Origin of the sequence: Cryobacterium sp. MDB1-18-1 (assembly GCF_004402735.1) — a bacterium.
Lineage (GTDB): Bacteria > Actinomycetota > Actinomycetes > Actinomycetales > Microbacteriaceae > Cryobacterium > Cryobacterium glucosi.
The window spans coordinates 19,959-38,576 of sequence record NZ_SOFR01000055.1 but is presented as its reverse complement, the minus strand read 5'-3'; the positions used below and the strand labels follow the sequence as shown (position 1 = coordinate 38,576).

Here is an 18,618-nt window from a genome sequence, read left to right as displayed (position 1 = left end):
GCGTCGATTCCGGGAGTGACGAAGACGCGGGGATCACCCGACCTGACGCGTCGCAGTAGGGTTTGGGTACAGCAATTCGAGCCCCCAGGAGTCCCATGTCCCGTCAGATCAAGCTCGCCGTCATTCCCGGAGACGGGATCGGACCCGAAGTCGTCGCCGAGGCCGTCAAGGTGCTCGGCGCAGCGACAGCGGCCGACGACGTCGAATTCGCGCTGACCTGGTTCTCGCTCGGCGCGACCCGGTTCCTCGAGACGGGCGACGTGCTCACCGATGATGACCTCGGGGCGATCGCCGCCCACGACGCCATCCTGCTCGGCGCCGTCGGGGGAGTGCCCGGCGACCCGCGCCTCGCGAACGCGAACATCGAGCGGGGCCTGCTGCTCAGGCTGCGCTTCTCGCTCGACCACTACGTCAACCTGCGACCGAGCGTGCTGTTCCCCGGTGTGCCGAGCCCGCTCGCGGCTCCCGGCAACGTCGACTTCGTCGTCGTGCGCGAGGGCACCGAAGGGCCGTACGTCGGCAACGGCGGCGCCATCCGCCAGGGCACCGCGCACGAGGTCGCCAACGAGGTCTCGGTCAACACGGCCTTCGGCGTCGAACGCGTCGTACGCTACGCCTTCGAGGTCGCCAGGGGCCGCGCCGCCAAGCACCTGACCCTCGTGCACAAGACCAACGTGCTCGTCTTCGCCGGCGGCCTGTGGCAGCGGATCGTGACGACCGTCGCCGCCGAATACCCCGACGTGACGGTGGACTACCTGCACGTGGATGCTGCGACGATTTTCCTCGTCTCAAATCCGAGTAGATTTGATGTCATCGTCACGGATAACCTCTTCGGCGACATCCTCACCGACCTGGCGGCCGCAATCAGCGGCGGCATCGGCCTGGCAGCATCCGGGAACATCAACCCGGACGGCCGGTTCCCGAGCATGTTCGAACCGGTGCACGGTTCGGCCCCCGACATTGCGGGCAAGCAGCTTGCGGACCCGACGGCCGCCATCCTTTCCGTCGCCCTCCTGCTCGATCACCTGGGCCTGACGGATGCCGCGGCCCGGGTCCGGGACGCGGTGGTCGCCGATATCGCGGCCCGTACGGAAAATGGGGCATTCACGGCGTCGCGCGGTACCAGCGCGGTGGGCGACGCCATCGTGACTCGAATGACAGACAAGGGACTCCAATGAGCCAGGCAGCACTGAGCGACACCACCACCGAGACCACCACAGGCACCACGACCGACGCCGCGACCACGGGCGCCTTCCCGCTGACCTTCAGCCTGACGCCGTCCACGATGGCGCGCACGAGGGCCGAGCGTGAGGAGATCCTCGCCGACCCCGGTTTCGGCAAAAAGTTCACCGATCACATGGTCTCGATCGATTGGACCGTCGAGGAGGGCTGGCACGATGCCCGGGTCATCCCGTACGGCCCGTTGCAGCTCGACCCGGCCTCTTCGGTGCTGCACTACGGCCAGGAGATCTTCGAGGGGCTCAAGGCCTACCGCCACGCCGACGGCTCCATCTGGACCTTCCGCCCGGAGAAGAACGCCGACCGGCTCCAGCGTTCGGCACGCAGGCTCGCCCTGCCGGAGCTCTCCGAGAGCGATTTCATCGAATCGATCCGGCAGATGATCGCCGTGGACGGCGATTGGGTGCCGTCGGACCATGAGACGAGTCTCTACCTGCGACCGTTCATGATCGCCAACGAAAGCTTCCTCGGTGTGCGCGCCGCCCACAAGGTCGGCTATTACGTCATCGCGAGCCCTGCGGGCGCCTACTTCGCCAACGGCGTCGCCCCGATCAAGATCTGGCTTTCGACCGAATACGCCCGTGCCGGCCGCGGCGGAACCGGGGCCGCGAAGTGCGGTGGCAACTACGCCGCCTCGCTCCTGCCGCAGATGCAGGCATACGACAACGACTGCGCCCAGGTACTCTTCCTCGACGGGGAAACCGGTTCGCACATCGACGAGCTCGGTGGGATGAACGTCTTCTTCGTGTACGGCACCGACACGCTCGTCACCCCGCGACTGACCGGCACCATCCTCGAGGGTGTCACGCGCGACAGCATCATCCAGCTCGCCCGTGACCGGGGACTGACTGTCGAGGAGCGCGACGTGACCCTCGACGACTGGCGCGACGGAATCGCATCCGGTGCCATCACCGAGGTCTTCGCGTGCGGCACCGCCGCCGTGGTCACCCCGATCTCACAGCTCAAGGGACCGGGCGGCCTGGCCATCGGCGATGCGGATGCGCCGGCCGGCACGATCACGATGGCGCTCCGCCAGGAGCTGACCGACATCCAGTACGGGCTGCTGCCCGACCGGCACGGCTGGCTCACCCGCCTCGACGTACCCGCGGACCAGGCGTGAAGGTCGCGCGGTTCAGCCAGGGCGGAATCATCGCCTTCGGCATCGTCGACGACGATGAGCTCGTCGTACTCAAGGGCGACCCGATGTTCGCCGGGTACGACCCGACCGGCGACCGGATCGCCCTGCGCGACGTGAAGCTGCTCGCGCCCGTGATCCCGCGCTCCAAGATCGTGGGCATGGCGCATGCGTTCTTCTCCGACGACGAAGAACGCGAGCACGCCGAACCGCGCGAGCCCCTCTTCTTCCTCAAACCGAACACCTCGGTGATCGGGCCGGACGACCCGATCTTCCTCCCGGCGCAGTCCCACGACGTGCGCGTCGAGGGCGAACTCGCGATCGTGATCGGCAAGATCGCGAAGAACGTGACGGTCGAGAACGCCGAAGACGTCATCTTCGGGTACACGATTGCGAACGACGTGACGGCGCGCGATCTCCTCGAGCGCGACGGGCAGCTCGCCCGCGCCAAGAGCTTCGACTCGTTCTGCCCGCTCGGCCCCGTGATCGACACCGAGTACGACTGGACGAGCCTGCACCTGACCGGTCGGGTCAACGGCGAGAAGTTCCAGAAGGGGACGGCTGCGCTCTACAAGCATTCGGTCGCCGAGGTCGTCGCGTTCGTCTCGAGCGTCTTCACGCTCCTGCCGGGCGATGTGATCCTCACCGGCGCCCCTGACCGCGCCGAAAAGGTCCACGACGGCGACGCCGTGCAGATCGAGATCCCGGGCATCGGCATCCTGACGAACCCGGTCAAGCGCCTCTAGAGCAATAGATCAGGGGTGCCAGGACCGGACCTGGTCCGCGGCCGTGGCGAGGAGTGCGAGCGACTCGTCCCGGTTCACCCGGGCGAGCAGCATGACGCTCATCGACAAGGCGGCGAGCGTGCGGGCGCGTTCGTCGAGGACAGCGGCCCCGGCATCCGTGCCCGGAGCGATCTCGGCCGCCGCTCCCGCGAGGGCGTTGCGGAGTGCCGCCGTGAGCTCGGCGCGGTAGTCGTCGACGACCTTCCTGGCGGGGTCGTCGTGGCCGGCGAGTCCCGCTGCACAGTTGACGAGCAGGCAGCCCCGGCGCGGTGAATCGTCGGGCAGGGAGGCGACGGCCAGGCTCAGGTCGCCGTAGTACGCGAGCAGGGCGGCACGGCCGGCCGATTCGGCGAGCAGCGGGCGCAGGCGCGGGCGGATGACCGTCTCGAGGTAGTCCGCGACCGCGGCGTCGAAGAGCCCGCGTTTGCTTCCGAACGCGTGGTACAGGCTCGACCTGTTGAGCCCGGTGACCCGCTCGAGGTCGGCGAGGGACGCCGCCTCGAAGCCGCGGTCCCAGAACAGGTCGCGTGCCGCGGTCACGACGACGGGAGCGTCAAAGCTCGGCGTGCGGCCCATCTCGGTCTCCAGTCAGTGGTCGGGTTTTTGTGTACCGTTCGATTCAGCATATAGTAAACCAGTCGGTACAAAAACGTTCCGAGCCCCACGTTCGGCACAGAGAAGTTCAGGAGTCACCCATGACAGCGAATACCAGCACCCAGATCCAGCTCGCCGCACGCCCCGTCGGATGGCCGACGGCGGCCGACTTCCGCACGGTCCACGTCGACCTGCCGGAGCTCGCGCCCGGCGAGATCCGCGTCGCCAACGAGTTCGTGTCCGTCGACCCCTATATGCGCGGCCGGATGAACGATGTGAAGAGCTATTCGCCGCCCTACGCACTCGACGAGACCATGACCGGTGGCGCGGTCGGCCGGGTCGTCGCATCTGCCGCCGACGGAGTGTCCGTCGGCGACGTCGTCGTGCACCAGTACGGCTGGCGCGACCTCGTGCAGGCCCCCGCCGCGGGCTTCCGCGTCGTGCCCGAACTGCCCGGCGTTCCGCTCTCCGCCTACCTCGGCGTGCTCGGGATGACCGCTCTCACCGCCTACGTCGGCCTCCTCGACATCGCGGGCATGAAGCCCGGCGACACGGTCTTCGTCTCGGGCGCAGCCGGGGCCGTCGGCAGCATGGTCGGCCAGATCGCCCGCCTCAAGGGTGCCGGCCGCGTTGTCGGTTCCGCAGGCACGCCCGAGAAGGTTGCGCTGCTCACGAGCAAGTACGGCTTCGACGCCGCCTTCAACTACAAGGACGGCGACATCGCCGGCCAGCTCGCCCTCGCCGCACCCGATGGCATCGACGTGTACTTCGACAACGTCGGGGGAGAGCACCTCGAGGCCGCCCTCGGCGCCTTCAAGGACGGCGGACGCGCTGCACTCTGCGGCGCGATCTCCCTCTACAACACGACCGAGGCATCCGCGGGACCCCGCAACATGTCGAACATCGTGACCCGCGGGCTCACCCTGAAGGGGTTCACGGTCGGCAACTACCTGCAGCACTTCGGCGCGTTCTCGACCGAGATGTCCGGATGGCTGACGAGCGGCGCCGTCGTCTTCGACGAGACCGTCGTCGACGGGATCGACAACGCGGTCGAGGCCTTCCTGGGCCTCATGCGCGGAGAGAACACCGGCAAGATGGTCGTGCGCACGACCGTCTGAGCCGACTCGATCCCGCTCCACGACACGCATCCACCCATTTTTGAACATTGGAGAATCATGGCCCACGTACTCTTCGTCGTCAGCGCCGCTGACCACTGGACCCTCAATGACGGCACCCTGCACCCGACCGGGTACTGGGCGGAGGAGCTCGCGGAACCGCACCGGCGATTCAGCGAGGCCGGATGGTCCATCACCATCGCGACTCCCGGCGGGGTCGCGCCCACGATCGACCGCGGCAGCCTCACCCCCCAGGCCGCGGGCGGGGAGGACCGGGCCGCCGAGATCATCGCCTACCTCGGGTCGATCGGCGAGGAGCTCGACGCCCCGCGCAGCATCGACGACATCGATGTCGCCGACTACGACGTGGTCTTCTACCCCGGTGGCCACGGCCCGATGGAGGACCTCGCTGTCGACGCGACGTCCGGCGCGCTCATGACCGAGGCGCTCGACACCGACCGTATCCTGGCCGTGTTGTGCCACGCCCCTGCCGCGCTCCTCGCCGCGAAGCGCGCGGACGGCAGCTGGCCGTTCACCGGTTATCGCATGACCGGGTTCACGAACGAGGAAGAGGTCATCGGGGGACTGGCGCCCAAGGCGCCCTGGCTCGTGCAGACCCGCCTGGTGGACCTCGGCGCGGACTTCGTCGAGGCGGCGCCGTTCACCGCGCACATCGAAGTCGACCGTAACCTGTACACCGGTCAGAACCCGGCATCCTCCGGCGAGCTCGCGGCCCGGATCATCGCCGTCGTCGCTGCAAAGTAGTAGAAGCACGCGCGCCTGAGGTGTCGCAGATCGAGGTTCCGGAGGCCCGCGAACCTCGATCTGCGACACCTCACGCGGTGCCGGCGGTCGCGTTGTCAGCGGCTGCGGCGTCAGCGGCCGAGGGCGCGGAGCGCGTCCTGAACGTCGTCGGCATCGTTCCAGAGGTGGAAGGCCACGCGAGCGTGGCCCGCCCGACCGGATGCCGTGAGTCCGGCCGCCGTGAGGCGCGCGAGGTCGGTGCCCGCGGCATCCGCCCACGTCACGGTGGCCTGGCCGGTCTGTTCGGTCGGGTCGATGCCGAGTCCGGCGCGGAAGGCGTCGGCGAGGCCCACGTCGTACCGTCGCACCTCGGCCAGGTCGAGTGTGCCGAAGAACTCGAGGGCGGGTTCCGCACCGACCCAGGCTTGCCACGCCGGCGACACGTCGAAACGACGGGCGTCGGCCGCGAGCCGCATTCCCGGCCCGTAACAGGAGCCCCAGACGTCCTCGCCGGCGTACCAGCCGGCCTGGGCCGGGCGCACGACGGAGCCGAACCCCTCGGCAATCGTGAGGAAAGCCACGCCGCGCGGCGCGCACAACCACTTGTACGCGTGGCAGATCGTGGCGTCGAAGACCGAGGCGTCCACAGGCATCCACCCGGCTGCCTGTGAGGTGTCGCACAGGGTGAAGGTCCCGTGACGGCGCGCATCGGCGATGATCGCCGTCGTCTCGGCGACAGTGCCCGTCGCGGACTGGACGAGTGACCAGGAGACCAACCAGGTGTTACCCGTGATGCTCTCGGCCAGGTGCGCGAGCGGAACGTGTCGCACAGTGACGCCGCGGTGGGCCTGGTTCAGGAACGGGAAGACCATCGAGCTGAAGTCGCCGTCGACGCAGAGCACCTCCGCCCCGTCCGGAACGCTCGCGGCCACGAGGCCCGCGAGCACGGAAGCCTGGGAACCGATTGCCACCCGGCTCACCGGTACCATCACGAGCCGCGCGTAGACGGCACGCACCCGTTCGACGAGCGCGGCGTACCCTGCGGCCGAGGCAGAGCCGCTCGCCCAGGCGTCGAGGTCTGCGCGAAGGGCCGCGACCGTTCCGGCCGTCGGCAGCCCGAGCGTGCAGGCGGCGAGGTACCCGCGCCCGCCGGGGAACTGCGCCCGGGCTGCGGGGATGCCCAGTGGCGGACCGTCGATTCGCCAGCGGGTCGTGTCGGGGGAGGCTGGGCTGGTCATTCCTCCAGCATCCGCCGCTCGCACTCATTCGACAATCGCCAGTGAGTGATAGAAACCATAACCCAGCGTTATCCTTGAGGATGCCTCTCGCCGATTCCGCCCTCGACTCCCATTCGCTGCGCATCGTTCAGGCTCTCGCCGAGCACGGTTCGATCACGGCAGCGGCCCGCGCCCTCGGCTACAGCCAGCCCGCGGTCAGCCAGCAACTCAAGCGCCTCGAGCTGCGGGTGGGACTCGCCCTGGTGGAGCGGGTCGGCCGGGGTGTGCGTCTCACCGAGGCCGGCCGGTTGCTCGCCCGGCACGCCCGTACCGTGACCGGAGCCCTCAACGCCGCCGCAGGTGACCTCGCCGAACTCCAGGGTCTCCGGGCCGGCCTGGTGCGGGTTGCGGCCTTTCCCTCTGCGTCCGCGACGATCGTGCCGCGCCTGCTCGCCGACCTGGGGAGGCGGCATCCGGGGCTGTCGATCACCTATGTCGAAGCCGAACCACCCGAGGCCGTCGCCCTCGTGCGCGAGAACCGCGTCGACCTCGCGATCACGTTCAGCTACCCCGGCGACCTCGTCGACCCGCACCGGGACAGTGCGGAGGGGCTCTCGGTCACGACGCTCGGACGGGACGAGGTGCTGCTCGTGGTTCCGGCCGGCCACCGGTTCGGCGATGCGGAGTCGATCGACCTCGGCGATCTCGCGGGCGAGCGCTGGATCGGCGGCTGCCCGCGCTGCCGCGGGCACCTGCTCGAGCTCTGCGAACGGCGCGGGTTCGTTCCGGACATCTCCTACGAGACCGACAATGTCGCCGCGGTCTTCGGCATGGTCGGCGCCGGCATCGGCGTCGCCGTGCTGCCGACGCTCGCGATCGACTCCGTCGGCGCTCGGTCGGGAGTGCTGATCCGTCCGACCCGGCCGGGAGAGTATCGCACGCTCCATGCCGTCACCGCTGACGGGGCCATTGGCGTGCCGGCGCTGGGGGAGACCCTCCGCGCACTCGTATCGCTCACCGTATCCGCCCGATAGTGCCCCGCACGCACGCAGGCACGCACCTGTCCCCGCGTGCACCCACCGCGTGATCGACGCGCCAAGTAGACTCGATACCGATGTCTGAGACCACTGTGTACCCATTTTCCACCGCGACCGGCACGGATGTTCGCGTACGGTTCTGCCCCTCACCGACCGGAACCCCGCACGTGGGTCTCGTTCGCACGGCCATGTTCAACTGGGCCTACGCGCGGCACACCGGCGGCACCTTCATCTTCCGGATCGAGGACACCGACCCCGCCCGCGACAGCGAGGAAAGCTACCTGCAGCTCAAGGACGCGCTGCGCTGGCTGAAGCTCGACTGGGACGAGGGCGTCGACGCCGGGGGACCGCACGGGCCGTACCGCCAGTCCGAGCGCTACGACATCTACCGGGACGTCGTCGAGCAGCTCAAGGCCTCTGGCCACATTTACGAGAGCTTCGCGACCGGCGAGGAGATCGAGGCGCGCAACGTCTCCCTCGGCCGCGACCCCAAGCAGGGCTACGACAACTTCGAGCGCGACCTCACCGAGGAGCAGCGCGCCGCCTACCGTGCCGAGGGCCGCGCCCCCGCGCTGCGGCTCAAGGTGCCGGACACCGACATCAGCTTCGACGACCTCGTCCGCGGCGAGATCACCTTCCCGGCCGGCTCGTTCAGCGACTTCGTCGTGGTGCGCCCCAACGGGCATCCGCTCTACCCCTTCGTCAACCCGGTCGACGACGCGTTGATGGGCGTCACCCACGTGCTGCGCGGCGAGGACCTGCTGTCCTCGACGCCCCGCCAGATCGCGCTGTACCACGCGCTGATCGAGATCGGCCTGACGACCTTCGTGCCGCGCTTCGGCCACCTGCCCTACGTGATGGGCGACAAGAACAAGAAGCTCTCCAAGCGCGACCCCGAGTCGAACCTGTTCCTGCACCGCGAGCGCGGCTTCATCCCCGAGGGGCTGCTCAACTACCTCTCACTGCTCGGCTGGTCACTCTCCAAGGACCAGGACGTCTTCAGCGTCGACGAGCTCGTCGCCGCCTTCGACGTGGAGAACGTCAACCCGAACCCGGCGCGCTTCGACCTCAAGAAGGCCGAGTCGATCAACGGTGACCACATCCGCCTGCTCGAGCCAGCTGACTTCGCCGCGCGTATCGTGCCCTACCTCGTCTCCGCCGGAGTCGTCGACCTGCCGCTGGGCGACGCCCGCCAGGCCGTGCTCACGGCCGCGGCGCCGCTGATCCAGGAGCGCATCGCGCTGCTCGGCGAGGCGCCGGGTATGCTCGGGTTCCTGTTCGTCACGAGCGACGCGCTCGTGCACGAGGCGGATGCCCTCGCGAGCCTCCCGAAGAATGCCGCCGAGATCCTCGCGGCGTCCGTCACGACCCTCGAGAGCATTCCCGAGGCCGAGTGGACCCACGACCGGGTGCACGAGGCGCTCACCGCTGCGCTCATCGAGGGGCTCGGGCTCAAGCCGCGGGTCGCGTTCGGGCCGTTGCGCGTCGCGATCTCGGGCCGGAAGGTGTCGCCGCCGCTGTTCGAGTCGATGGAGATCCTCGGCCGAGGCGAGTCGCTCGCGCGGCTCGGAGTGCTCTCTGCGGTCGTGGCCGCTGACGCGGCGAGCTCGCCGGTGGTCGCGAGCTGACGGGCGTGAACCGATGATTCGGGGCTCGCAACCCGCCGATGTGGCGCTCAGTTTGGCCAGCATCCGCTCTGTGGGTTAGAGTTACGAGTCGGCCGATCTTCGGAGAGGCCAACGGCCAATGGGGTATGGTGTAATTGGCAACACGACTGATTCTGGTTCAGTTGTTCTTGGTTCGAGTCCAGGTACCCCAGCTTAAAACCCCTGAGTTTCCGCGGAAACCAGGGGTTCTTTTGTTTCCAGGCACAGGTTTTTTTCGCCACAAGTGCCGCTGTGGGTGCCACAACCTCTCGCCAGTCTGGGCTCGGCGACACGCCGGACAATCGGTGCCCGGATCATTGTTCGTCGCGCCCATAGGATCATGTCGATGACGACACGCTCCGGCCCGCTGCGGCCCGCACTTGTGGCACGACGAGCAGTCCTCGGCGGGATGATCGGTGTGCTCGCGCTTCTGGCCCTTTCGGGATGCGCGTGGCCGCAGTCATCTGCAGGGAGCAGCGGGGCGCCCGGTGCTCCCGATCTACACGGTTCTCTGGTCGTCGACACGGAACCGTTCAGCCAGCTCACGCCAGGACAGTGCACGGACATCTCCGCGAATACAGTCGTCTACGACACGGTCGACATCCTTGACTGCGGTTCCCCGCACGGCAGCGAGGTGTACAACACGTTCACCTTCCCTGCCGGCGACTACCCGTCGACGGCTCAGCTGAATTCGGTCGGTGAATCTCGCTGCGGTGCAGCTTTCGATTCCGGCGTGCCCAGCTGGCTGACGTACATCTGGTTCAATCCGACGGAAGAGGAGTGGGCCGTCGGAGACCGGTTTGTCGCCTGTCTCGCGATCGATGCGAACGATCGCGCGCTCTCGGCGCCGCTGGCCACGCTCGCGAGCCAGGGGCCTTTCAGCCGCTTCGATCTGGGCGCTCTCGCACCGGCACTGGGCGTGGTCCTCACCGCGACCGCGGGAATCGTGTTCGTGTCGTTCCTCGCGGGCTACCTCCTCCTTGCTGCGTCCCTCGCGACACTGTTCCGCAAGACGGGAATACCCTCCTGGAAGGCGTGGGTTCCCTTCCTGCAGACGTGGACGCTGCTGCGGCTCGGCGGTCAGAGCGGCAATTGGGTGTGGCTGGGGCTTGTGCCCGGCGGCAATGTGGTTTCCTCCGTGTTCGTCTACATCGGCATGTACCGCATTGGGATCGCGTTCCGAAAAGACTCCGGGATGCTCGTGCTCGGCATGTTCCTGCCGTTCGTCTGGGCGATCATCCTTGGCGGCCGTGACGAGCAGTACGCGCCGGAGCTGCTCGCGATGCACGGCTACCCGCCTCCCCTCGAAGGCTATGGCTCGGCCTCTCGACCGGCCCAGTTCTAGCCCCTGGGCATCCCTGCAGACCCGTTTCCTGCGGCCAGAGCGCCAGACCACGGGATAGCGGTCGAATACAGCCTCCCGGCAGGGTCGCGTGTCAATGGGCCTTGGGGTGGCTCTTCTTCGTGGGCTTTGTGGCCGGCTTCGTGAGATGCACCGCTGCGGCGACTGCGGTCCAGAGGTCCTTGTAGGCGCGGGCGGCAGTCGTGTTCGGGGCGAAGGCTGCGACCGGGGCTCGTTCGGCACCCATCCGTTCGACCACGACGGTCGCGGGCACGCTGATCGCAAGCACCTCCGGTCGGGCGCCGTGCAATGATTCGGCTGCGACTCGGTGCCCGGTCTTGCGCCGATCGACCATCGTAAGGAACGCCAGGATGGGTGTGGACTTCGCGGACTCCGTGACGATCGAGACCACCTGGTCGAGCGACCGCAGGGAGAGCGGGGACGGAATCAGCGGAACGACCACGACATCGGCTGCGCGGAGGGCGTTCTCTGCGACGAGGGACGATCCCGGAGGGCAGTCGAGCACGACGACGTCATATTCTCTGGCGACCGACTCGAGTATGCGCCCGAGACGATGTGTCGATTTCTTCGCGGCGTCGAGCACGAGGTCGAGGTCACGGTAGCTGTCATCGGCGGGCAGCACGTCGAGTCGCTCGTATGCCGTGGCCCGAACGGATGCCGTTGCATCTGTCCTGCCCGTGACGAGCGAGTTCACGCCGCCCTTGACCTTGGGCTTGACGTTGAGAACGAAGGTCGCGGCTCCCTGCGGGTCGAGGTCCCAGAGCAGAACACGCGAGTTCCGGGATGCTTCCCATGCGAGGTTCACGGCCGTCGTTGTCTTGCCGACCCCACCCTTGGTGCTGTAGACCGCGATGACCTTCATTCTCCGATAGTACGACGTTGCCATTCGTGCTGACGTGAGGAGGGACGGTGCTCTAGACGCCCGCCCTGCCCCGGGTCTATGCTCTTGCCCAGATCAGTTCTCAGCTCCCGCAACGTCGCGCCACTTGACCACCCCCGGAACAACTGAATTCTCGCGATGCCCGCTGTGTTCGGGCGTCCTCCGCTCGCGCTTCGAGTCTGCACACTCGTCGTTCCGCGCCCGGAGCCGAAACGTCCGCAGCACTGCGGACGGACGCACGAAGCCAGGACTGCAGGCCAGCGCTGCTCCTGAACACAAAGTGGGACACGATGACCGACATCGGAACCGGATTCCTCAACGGGATCGAAGCTTTCGCCAATTCACGCCTCGGCGCCATGAGCGGCACGTCCTTCAAGGACACGGTGCCGTTCCTCGAGTCGATCGTCACCTTCGGCGCCGTCGGCGACGTCAAGCCGACCTTCGAGAAGCTCAAGGCCGACATCAAGGCCGCCGTCGCCCTGGTGGAACCGATTGCCGAGAAGATCAAGAAGCAGACCGAGCTCATCGCCAAGATGGTGAAGGAGTCGGCAGATGACATCGACAAGGACGACTTCAACGTCGATACCGCCGCGAGGGTCGCTGTGCGCATCGGCATGGCCCTCGCCGCGATGGACGAGGCGTTCAACATCGTCGCCAAGGAGCTGGCCAAGAAGGCGGACGGCACCGTCGACGAGACCATCCGTTCCGGCCTGATGGATCTCTGGAACCCGTGGGCGCAACCGTTCAAGAATCTCGGCGCCGGTTCCGGCAAGCTTCTGAACAGCTTCGGGAAGAACGTGCTCGGCGTCGATGACCTGGTGAAGAAGCTCGGCGACAACCTCGCCCTCGACCGCACCGACGGAAAGTTCCTCCTGGCTGCCACATTCCTCCGCTCCGGCCAGGTGAAGCTGGGCGCGATGACGCTCGACCAGGTCACGTTCGAGGCGTTCCTGCAGTTCAGCGACCGCGAGATCGCGAACCCGACGGCCGAGGAGAAGACCAGCCTGCTGGAGCGCGACGGCAAGTGGTTCATCGGCGATGTGGCGATCCTCGGTCTGCGCTTCCGCACGATCCTGCAGCCCGGCCTCACGAGCGACCCCCTGCTGGCGAAGGTCATGCCGGGCTCCGAAGACCCGAAGGCCACGACCCTCACGACGGTCTCGCTCGACACCGGACAGGGGTTCTACATCGGTGACGGCCGCGGTAATGAGAAGGCGGTTCTGCCCACGCGTTTCTCGTTCCCGGGGGTCGAACTGCGCGAGGTGGCGTTCGGGCTCGTGCGCAACCCGGCTCGGGAGGTCACCGGATTCGAACTCACCACGTCGATCGCCGCGAAGCTGGGGGATGTCATCGGGCTGCAGATCGTCGGCTCCGGTTTCGTGGTGACACCCGAGGGTGAGGCCGAGCAGCAGGCCGTCTTCAACCTCCCCGTCTCGCCTCGCTGGCCGGATGCGATCGGCTTGCGAGTGAAGGCAGGCCCCGTCACGGGTGGCGGGTTCATCCAACGCGTCGAGCGCACATACAAGGTCGGCGGGCAGGACGTGAAGCGGGTCGAGTTCGGCGGGGTCGTCCAGCTTCAGATCCTCAAGTTCGGCCTGTCGGCCATAGTCATCCTCTCGCCGGACCCGTTCTCCATCGTGCTCGTCATCGGCGTGCGTTTCCCCGTGGCGATCGACCTCAGCATGGGATTCACTCTGAACGGCATCGGTGGCATCCTGGCGCTCAACCGCGGTCTCGACCTCGAAGAGCTCCGCTCCGGGATGAAGGAGCACATCCTCGACAAGATGTTGTTCCCCGACAACCCCGTCGCCGAGGCGCCCAAGCTGCTCGAGAAGGTGGCGCACGTGTTCCCGCCGAAGGACGGCGGCTTCGTCTTCGGCCCGATCGTCGAACTCGGCTGGGGTTCGCAGGCGAAGTTCGTGGAGATGAAGCTCGGCGTGGTGCTCGCGCTTCCCGATCCGATGATCGTCATTCTCGGCTCCCTGCGGGTGCGAGTGCCGACAAAGGAGGCGCCGATCACCGACATCCGCGCCGACGTCTTCGTGGCGATCACCCCCGACTACCTGCTGCTGTTCGCGAGCATGCGCGACTCCACCGTGGCCGGCATCAAGATCTCGGGTGACCTCGGCCTCTACATCCAGTGGTCGGGCAACGGAGCGTTCGAGTTCTCGGTCGGCGGCTTTCACCCCGAGTACGAGAAGCTGACGGGCGGCAAGCCGAAGCTCGGTGACATGGACAGGGTCACCATCGACCTTTCGCCGTCCAAGGCGATCAGTTTTGTCATCAAGGCGTATTTCGCCATCACGGCGGGCTCGGTCATGCTCGGCGTCGATGGGCGCCTCAACGCCGACTTCTCCGTCATCGTGGCGAAGGCCTGGCTCACGCTCGACATGATCTTCATCTGGGCGCCGCGCTTCGCCTTCAAGATCACCATCGAGGTGGGCGTCGAGGTTGAGCTGCTCGGCTTCACGCTCTGCTCCATCGTCTTCCGCGGCTCGCTCGAGGGGACCAAACCGTTCCGCCTGGCTGGGCACATCAAGGTCGACGTCTGGTTCCTCCCCACCTTCGATGAGGATCTCGGTCCCGTCGAGTGGGGTGAGAAGCCGCCGCCGCTCATCGCCACGGTCGATGCCCTCCAGATCGCCGCAGCGGCGATGAACGAGCCCGACGCCTGGAAAGTACAGTTGCCCGACCACGCCGCGCAACTCGTCACCCTGGCCGAGGTCGACGACGTCGAGGGCCGAATCGGGCATCCGCTGGCCGGAGTCGAGGTGTCGCAGACCCAGGTGCCGTTGGGCGTCAAGATCGCGCGCATCGGCTCGGCATCGGTGAAGGCCGACATGGTGACCATCGGCACTCCGACGGCGACCCCAGACTCCGGGCTCGTCGGCGCCGTCAGCGAGCTCAGGACGGCATTCGCCCCCGGGCAGTTCTTCGCGCTCGAGGGCGAGTCCCTGCTCGCCCGCTCGGGCTTCGAGGACATGACCGGCGGATGCCGCATCGCCGCGGCGACCACCCCGAAGGTCGGAACCCCGACGTCGGCGACCGTGGCGTACCAGACCTACGTGCGCAATCCCGACGAGCCATCGGCGATGATCGAGTTCACGGGGACGTTCGCCACCATCGCGAACTCCTATGCCACGAAGACCAACGTGGGCAGGGCTGTGCGCGAGGTCGGCAATCCGTACACGCAGCCGGCTCCGCCGAACGCCGGTGTCACGGTCTCCGACAAGGGCTCGTCGAGGATCGCGGATGCCGCCACCGGTGCGGCGCTGCTCGCCGGCCTCGGAGAACTGAGCGCCACGCAGGCCGCGCTCGTGACAGCGGCAATCAACACCGAGAGCGCCGCAACTGCGACGCGCATGATCGTGAAGGGGTGACCTGATGGCCGACCTGGATGCCATCGCAGCGAGCGTCGTCGCGCCGCTCGACCGCACGGCCACTCATGTGGTGCGCGACGCCTTCGCCCTGGCGATCGCTCCTGAGGACGACTTCGATGAGAGCGCCGTTGCGATCGAGTCGCTCGAGTTCGCGTCGACGGTCGTCGGCGGCCTCTCCGCAGCGGCGAGCGCTCCGCCCCCCGGCAAGGTGCGTTCCAGCTCCGAGGTGAAGGTTCCCCTGACCGACAGCGCCGGGGGATCGGCATCCGCAGACCTCTCGGTGACCCTGTACGGTCCGGGCGACGTGCGCGGCATCGACCCGGCGCAGATCGTGCGGCGCTTCCCCGCCCCGGGCGTTCGCACAGCCGAGGAGACCGTGCTGGCCCACATCGAATTCGATCGCCCCGAGCTGCCGTGGGCGTTCAGCGCCGCACAGCAGGCTCCGGTCATGCGTCCCTGGCTTACTCTCGTCGTGCTCGAGCGTTCGACGGTCATGCGCGAGCCGGCGTCCAGGACACTGCTCCCCGTGTTCCAGGTGGCGCTCGCGCAATTGCCGACGCTCACTCGCGCCGACCTGTGGGCGCATGCCCAGGTACCGGCCACGACGACAGGGCAGGACCTCTCCGCCCGGTTCTCACCAGCGCACGCTCCCGTCAACCTGTCCCGGGTCATCTCACCGCGCATCCTGAAACAGGACACCGACTACATCGCGGCCCTCGTGCCGACGACCGACGTGGGCGTGCGCGGAGGTCTCGGCCTCGCGGGCGGCACCCTCGACCCGGCCTGGACCAGTTCCTCACCAGACCCGGTGCGACTCCCGGTCTACGACAGCTGGGAGTTCCGCACCGGTCCCGACGGCGACTTCCGCTCGCTCGCGATCAAGCTTCAGGGGATCGCCGCACCCTACGAGGTCGGGCGCAAGTTCATCGACACGTCGCAGCCGGGCAAGCCACTGCGGGCCCTCGGTGCCGACGAGGTCGGGCGCAAGCAGGTGCTGCGTTGCGCCCTGTTCTCGCCGAGCGCGCCGTCAACTCCTGAGCAGCAGATCGCGGAGACGGCGGTCTGGCCCGCCGAAATGGTCGACGGCCTGCGCGCCGAACTCGATCTGCCTGCCGCCATCGAGGGCACGCAGGAGCAGACGGATGGCGTGCCCGACCTGCCCATCATCGGCCCGCGCATCTACGCCAAGCTGCATCGCGGGAGTGCCGTCATCGAGGGCTCCGACTGGTTCGCCGAGCTGAACCTCGCTCCGGTGAAGCGCATCGTGGGCGGGCTTGGAACCCGGGTGGTACAGAGGGACCAGGAGCGTCTGATGCAGTCGGCGTGGGCCCAGCTCGGGGAGGTGGAGGCGGCGAATCGCGCCATCCGCCTGGCACAGCTGGCAGAACTGCTCGCCACCAGGCTCCACGGCAGGATCAGTGAGCTGCAGGCCGGGCACCTGCTGCAGGTCGCCGCTCCTCTCGCCACCCGGATCTCGGTCGCTGCGGGCAGCACGCTGTTCGCCGATGTGGTCCTGAGCTCGACCCCGGTCGCAGCGACGACGAGCGCCTTTCGGCGGGTCACCCGCCCGGCCGGACCGATGATCAGGAGAACGGATGCCGCCTCCCGCGAACGCGCGGGCAACGTCGTGGGAACGGACGCGGGGCTCCGGGACTTCACCCGGGTATACGCGAACCCCGAGGGCATCGGGCGGCTCACGGCCGATGTCGTCGCCCACCTCGACCTGCAGCTCGTCAGTGCGGCGATCGGCGCTCCGATCGACACCATCGGCGGACTGTTGAAGGAGGCGAACGCACGCGTCGAGGGTACGGGCGGCTTCGCCACCTACCTCACCGAGCCGAGCCGCTGGAAGGCCGTCGACACCGGCTTCGACCTGCGCGCGGACCTCGCCACAAGGTGGAGCGAGCGGCTGCTGCGCTCGACATCCGTTCCCGCGATCGAGTCCATCCGTGCCCAGCGCATCGGCCCGCTCGCCGCCGAGCTCTCGCTCTCGAAGGCGACGATCGCCAGCCCGCTGCGCGAACGCCTGAAAGGTACGGCCGTGAAGCTGAACGACCGGGTGCTGGTCGACCTCGGCATCGTCGACGTGCACCCTGTCGACGTGCACCCCGTTGACGTGCACCCCGTTGACGTACACCCTGTCGACCTGCACCCGGTCGACGTGCACCCCGTTGACGTACACCCCGTTGACGTACACCCTGTCGACCTGCACCCGTTCGAGGTCGGCCCAATCGTCGCACCGTTGAACCCGCGCGCGCCGATCATCAGGAGATCACCCATCGGCGGCGCGGTGGGCCGCCTCCGGCAGGGCGGTGGCGCGGTGCGGGTTCCCCTCGGCGGCGGCGAATTCCGTCGCGTCCCGGTCGAAGGCCACGTGCTCATCGGCGGACGCGGCCTCAGGGTCATCGACGCGCAGCACCTCAAGAAACTCGGCGACATGAGGGACGTGGCCGAACTCGATGCCGGACTGGCCCAGTTCGCAGACCTGGCCGAGGTGAAGCTCACCCCCGCCCTTGATCGCATCAACGAGCTTCCGCTCGACGTGCTGCGCGCCGAGATGACGTCGCTCATCGATCCCGGGGCCCTGCTCACGATCGATGCCGTGCCGCACCGCGACGCCCTGGCCGTCGCATCCGCCGCCATCATCGGGGAGATCGATCCCCGGCACACCGTGCGCTCCTCCCTCGCCGGGAGACTTCACCTCAGCGTTGGCCTCGCGGATCGCTGGTTCGCCCAGCCGCGTATCGCACCGATCATGGCGGCGCCGCGTTTCGACCGGCCGATGTACCGCGCACTCGAGGAGTACGACCGTGAGTGGCTCGTCCCCGGGCTCGGCCTTCTGCCGGCAAGCGACTTCGTCACTGTACTCTCCACCAACAGTGAGTTCATGGCGGCGTTCTTCGTCGGCCTGAGCGACGAAATGGGCCGGGAGCTGCTCTGGCGGGGCTACCCGACCGACCAGCGCGGCACCTACTTCCACCGTTTCTGGAACCCGACAGCCGACGAGCTGGCGACACCCATCCACCTGTTCCCGGCGACGCCTCTCGCGGCGCAGATCTCCCTCGGCGGTGGCGACGGCCGTGCCGTGATCGTGGTCAAGAGCGAGCTTGTGCGGCGTTTCCCTGATCTCATCATCCAGGCGGTGAAGAACCAGGGCACTGTGCGCGATCCGGTTTTTGAGAAGGTCGGCTCTCCGCAGCAGACCGCCCCCGTGCTCTTCTCCGAGGTGCTCGATCCCGACATCGCGCTCGTGGGCGTCGACCTCTCCGTCGACGAGCTCGACGGGGAGCAGTGGTGGATCACCATCGCCGAGCATCCCAGCGCCACCCGATTCCAGCGGCCGGCCGACGCCCAGCTGCCGGCCGACCAGAAGCACCTCACCGACACAGCACCGCATTCCGCCGCCTATGCCGAGAAGCACCTGCACCGTCCGGTGCGGGTCGCATTCCAGGCGACGGACCTCATCGTGAGAGAGGCGTAGAC

At 67.8% G+C, this 18,618-nt stretch carries 13 protein-coding genes and 1 tRNA gene; 11 read left to right on the top strand and 3 right to left on the bottom strand.

The annotated features are described in order from the left end of the window. Positions 1 to 95: 95 nt before the first annotated feature. From E3O50_RS14105 to E3O50_RS14095, 3 genes are read left to right on the top strand one after another with little or no spacing between them, the layout of a single operon-like run. On the top strand, positions 96 to 1,178 hold the full coding sequence (locus tag E3O50_RS14105) for a 3-isopropylmalate dehydrogenase (protein WP_134559381.1): 1,083 nt from the start codon (positions 96 to 98) through the stop codon (positions 1,176 to 1,178). Then, positions 1,175 to 2,359 (top strand): branched-chain amino acid aminotransferase, encoded by a 1,185-nt coding sequence (locus E3O50_RS14100; protein WP_134447386.1) that lies wholly within the window; start codon positions 1,175 to 1,177, stop codon positions 2,357 to 2,359. Before E3O50_RS14105 ends, E3O50_RS14100 begins: the two co-directional genes overlap by 4 nt. After that, positions 2,356 to 3,120, top strand: a complete 765-nt coding sequence (locus tag E3O50_RS14095) for a fumarylacetoacetate hydrolase family protein (RefSeq protein ID WP_134447388.1) — start codon at positions 2,356 to 2,358, stop codon at positions 3,118 to 3,120. The genes E3O50_RS14100 and E3O50_RS14095 overlap by 4 nt, the downstream gene beginning before the upstream one ends. A 9-nt stretch (positions 3,121 to 3,129) precedes the next feature. Here the strand turns inward: E3O50_RS14095 and E3O50_RS14090 are convergent, their stop codons facing one another. Continuing rightward, positions 3,130 to 3,735, bottom strand: a complete 606-nt coding sequence (locus E3O50_RS14090; RefSeq protein WP_134447390.1) for a helix-turn-helix domain-containing protein — start codon at positions 3,733 to 3,735, stop codon at positions 3,130 to 3,132. 119 nt (positions 3,736 to 3,854) lie between these two features. On the opposite strand from E3O50_RS14090, the gene E3O50_RS14085 reads away from it, so the two are divergent. Continuing rightward, positions 3,855 to 4,871 carry an NADP-dependent oxidoreductase gene (locus E3O50_RS14085; RefSeq protein WP_134447392.1) on the top strand — a complete coding sequence of 339 codons (1,017 nt, stop codon included), beginning with the start codon at positions 3,855 to 3,857 and terminating at the stop codon, positions 4,869 to 4,871. A 57-nt stretch (positions 4,872 to 4,928) separates the two neighbouring features. Next, positions 4,929 to 5,633 carry a type 1 glutamine amidotransferase domain-containing protein gene (locus E3O50_RS14080; protein ID WP_134447394.1) on the top strand — a complete coding sequence of 235 codons (705 nt, stop codon included), beginning with the start codon at positions 4,929 to 4,931 and terminating at the stop codon, positions 5,631 to 5,633. Between the two features lie 110 nt (positions 5,634 to 5,743). Here the strand turns inward: E3O50_RS14080 and E3O50_RS14075 are convergent, their stop codons facing one another. Then, positions 5,744 to 6,850, bottom strand: a complete 1,107-nt coding sequence (locus tag E3O50_RS14075) for an aminotransferase class V-fold PLP-dependent enzyme (RefSeq protein ID WP_134559379.1) — start codon at positions 6,848 to 6,850, stop codon at positions 5,744 to 5,746. An 80-nt stretch (positions 6,851 to 6,930) separates the two neighbouring features. Between E3O50_RS14075 and E3O50_RS14070 the strand changes: the two genes are divergently transcribed. The 4 genes from E3O50_RS14070 (at position 6,931) to E3O50_RS14055 (ending at position 10,857) form a co-directional block, all read left to right on the top strand. Next, positions 6,931 to 7,863, top strand: coding sequence for a LysR family transcriptional regulator (locus tag E3O50_RS14070; protein WP_134559377.1), 933 nt, complete (start codon positions 6,931 to 6,933; stop codon positions 7,861 to 7,863). An 80-nt stretch (positions 7,864 to 7,943) separates the two neighbouring features. Further along, a complete protein-coding gene (gene gltX / locus E3O50_RS14065; RefSeq protein ID WP_134447399.1) occupies positions 7,944 to 9,494 on the top strand; it encodes a glutamate--tRNA ligase in 1,551 nt (516 codons plus the stop codon). A 119-nt stretch (positions 9,495 to 9,613) separates the two neighbouring features. After that, positions 9,614 to 9,685: transfer RNA gene (locus E3O50_RS14060), tRNA-Gln, on the top strand. Between the two features lie 173 nt (positions 9,686 to 9,858). Then, positions 9,859 to 10,857, top strand: coding sequence for a DUF5684 domain-containing protein (locus tag E3O50_RS14055; RefSeq protein ID WP_166790661.1), 999 nt, complete (start codon positions 9,859 to 9,861; stop codon positions 10,855 to 10,857). Positions 10,858 to 10,948: 91 nt separating this feature from the next. On the opposite strand, the gene E3O50_RS14050 is transcribed toward E3O50_RS14055, so the two are convergent. Continuing rightward, on the bottom strand, positions 10,949 to 11,737 hold the full coding sequence (locus tag E3O50_RS14050) for a ParA family protein (RefSeq protein ID WP_134447403.1): 789 nt from the start codon (positions 11,735 to 11,737) through the stop codon (positions 10,949 to 10,951). Between the two features lie 308 nt (positions 11,738 to 12,045). Between E3O50_RS14050 and E3O50_RS14045 the strand changes: the two genes are divergently transcribed. Further along, entirely contained in the window at positions 12,046 to 15,135 is a 3,090-nt protein-coding gene (locus E3O50_RS14045; RefSeq protein WP_134447405.1) for a DUF6603 domain-containing protein, read from the top strand. Positions 15,136 to 15,139: 4 nt separating this feature from the next. Continuing rightward, positions 15,140 to 18,616, top strand: a complete 3,477-nt coding sequence (locus tag E3O50_RS14040) for a hypothetical protein (RefSeq protein WP_134559373.1) — start codon at positions 15,140 to 15,142, stop codon at positions 18,614 to 18,616. The last annotated feature ends 2 nt before the right edge of the window (positions 18,617 to 18,618 follow it).

Bases quoted from the DNA above. Each gene is read 5' to 3' on its own strand.
- E3O50_RS14050 (WP_134447403.1), bottom strand. From the start codon at position 11,737: ATGAAGGTCATCGCGGTCTACAGCACCAAGGGTGGGGTCGGCAAGACA.
- E3O50_RS14105 (WP_134559381.1), top strand. From the start codon at position 96: ATGTCCCGTCAGATCAAGCTCGCCGTCATTCCCGGAGACGGGATCGGA.
- E3O50_RS14055 (WP_166790661.1), top strand. From the start codon at position 9,859: ATGACGACACGCTCCGGCCCGCTGCGGCCCGCACTTGTGGCACGACGA.
- E3O50_RS14100 (WP_134447386.1), top strand. From the start codon at position 1,175: ATGAGCCAGGCAGCACTGAGCGACACCACCACCGAGACCACCACAGGC.
- E3O50_RS14090 (WP_134447390.1), bottom strand. From the start codon at position 3,735: ATGGGCCGCACGCCGAGCTTTGACGCTCCCGTCGTCGTGACCGCGGCA.
- E3O50_RS14045 (WP_134447405.1), top strand. From the start codon at position 12,046: ATGACCGACATCGGAACCGGATTCCTCAACGGGATCGAAGCTTTCGCC.
- gltX (WP_134447399.1), top strand. From the start codon at position 7,944: ATGTCTGAGACCACTGTGTACCCATTTTCCACCGCGACCGGCACGGAT.
- E3O50_RS14075 (WP_134559379.1), bottom strand. From the start codon at position 6,850: ATGACCAGCCCAGCCTCCCCCGACACGACCCGCTGGCGAATCGACGGT.
- E3O50_RS14070 (WP_134559377.1), top strand. From the start codon at position 6,931: ATGCCTCTCGCCGATTCCGCCCTCGACTCCCATTCGCTGCGCATCGTT.
- E3O50_RS14040 (WP_134559373.1), top strand. From the start codon at position 15,140: ATGGCCGACCTGGATGCCATCGCAGCGAGCGTCGTCGCGCCGCTCGAC.
- E3O50_RS14085 (WP_134447392.1), top strand. From the start codon at position 3,855: ATGACAGCGAATACCAGCACCCAGATCCAGCTCGCCGCACGCCCCGTC.
- E3O50_RS14080 (WP_134447394.1), top strand. From the start codon at position 4,929: ATGGCCCACGTACTCTTCGTCGTCAGCGCCGCTGACCACTGGACCCTC.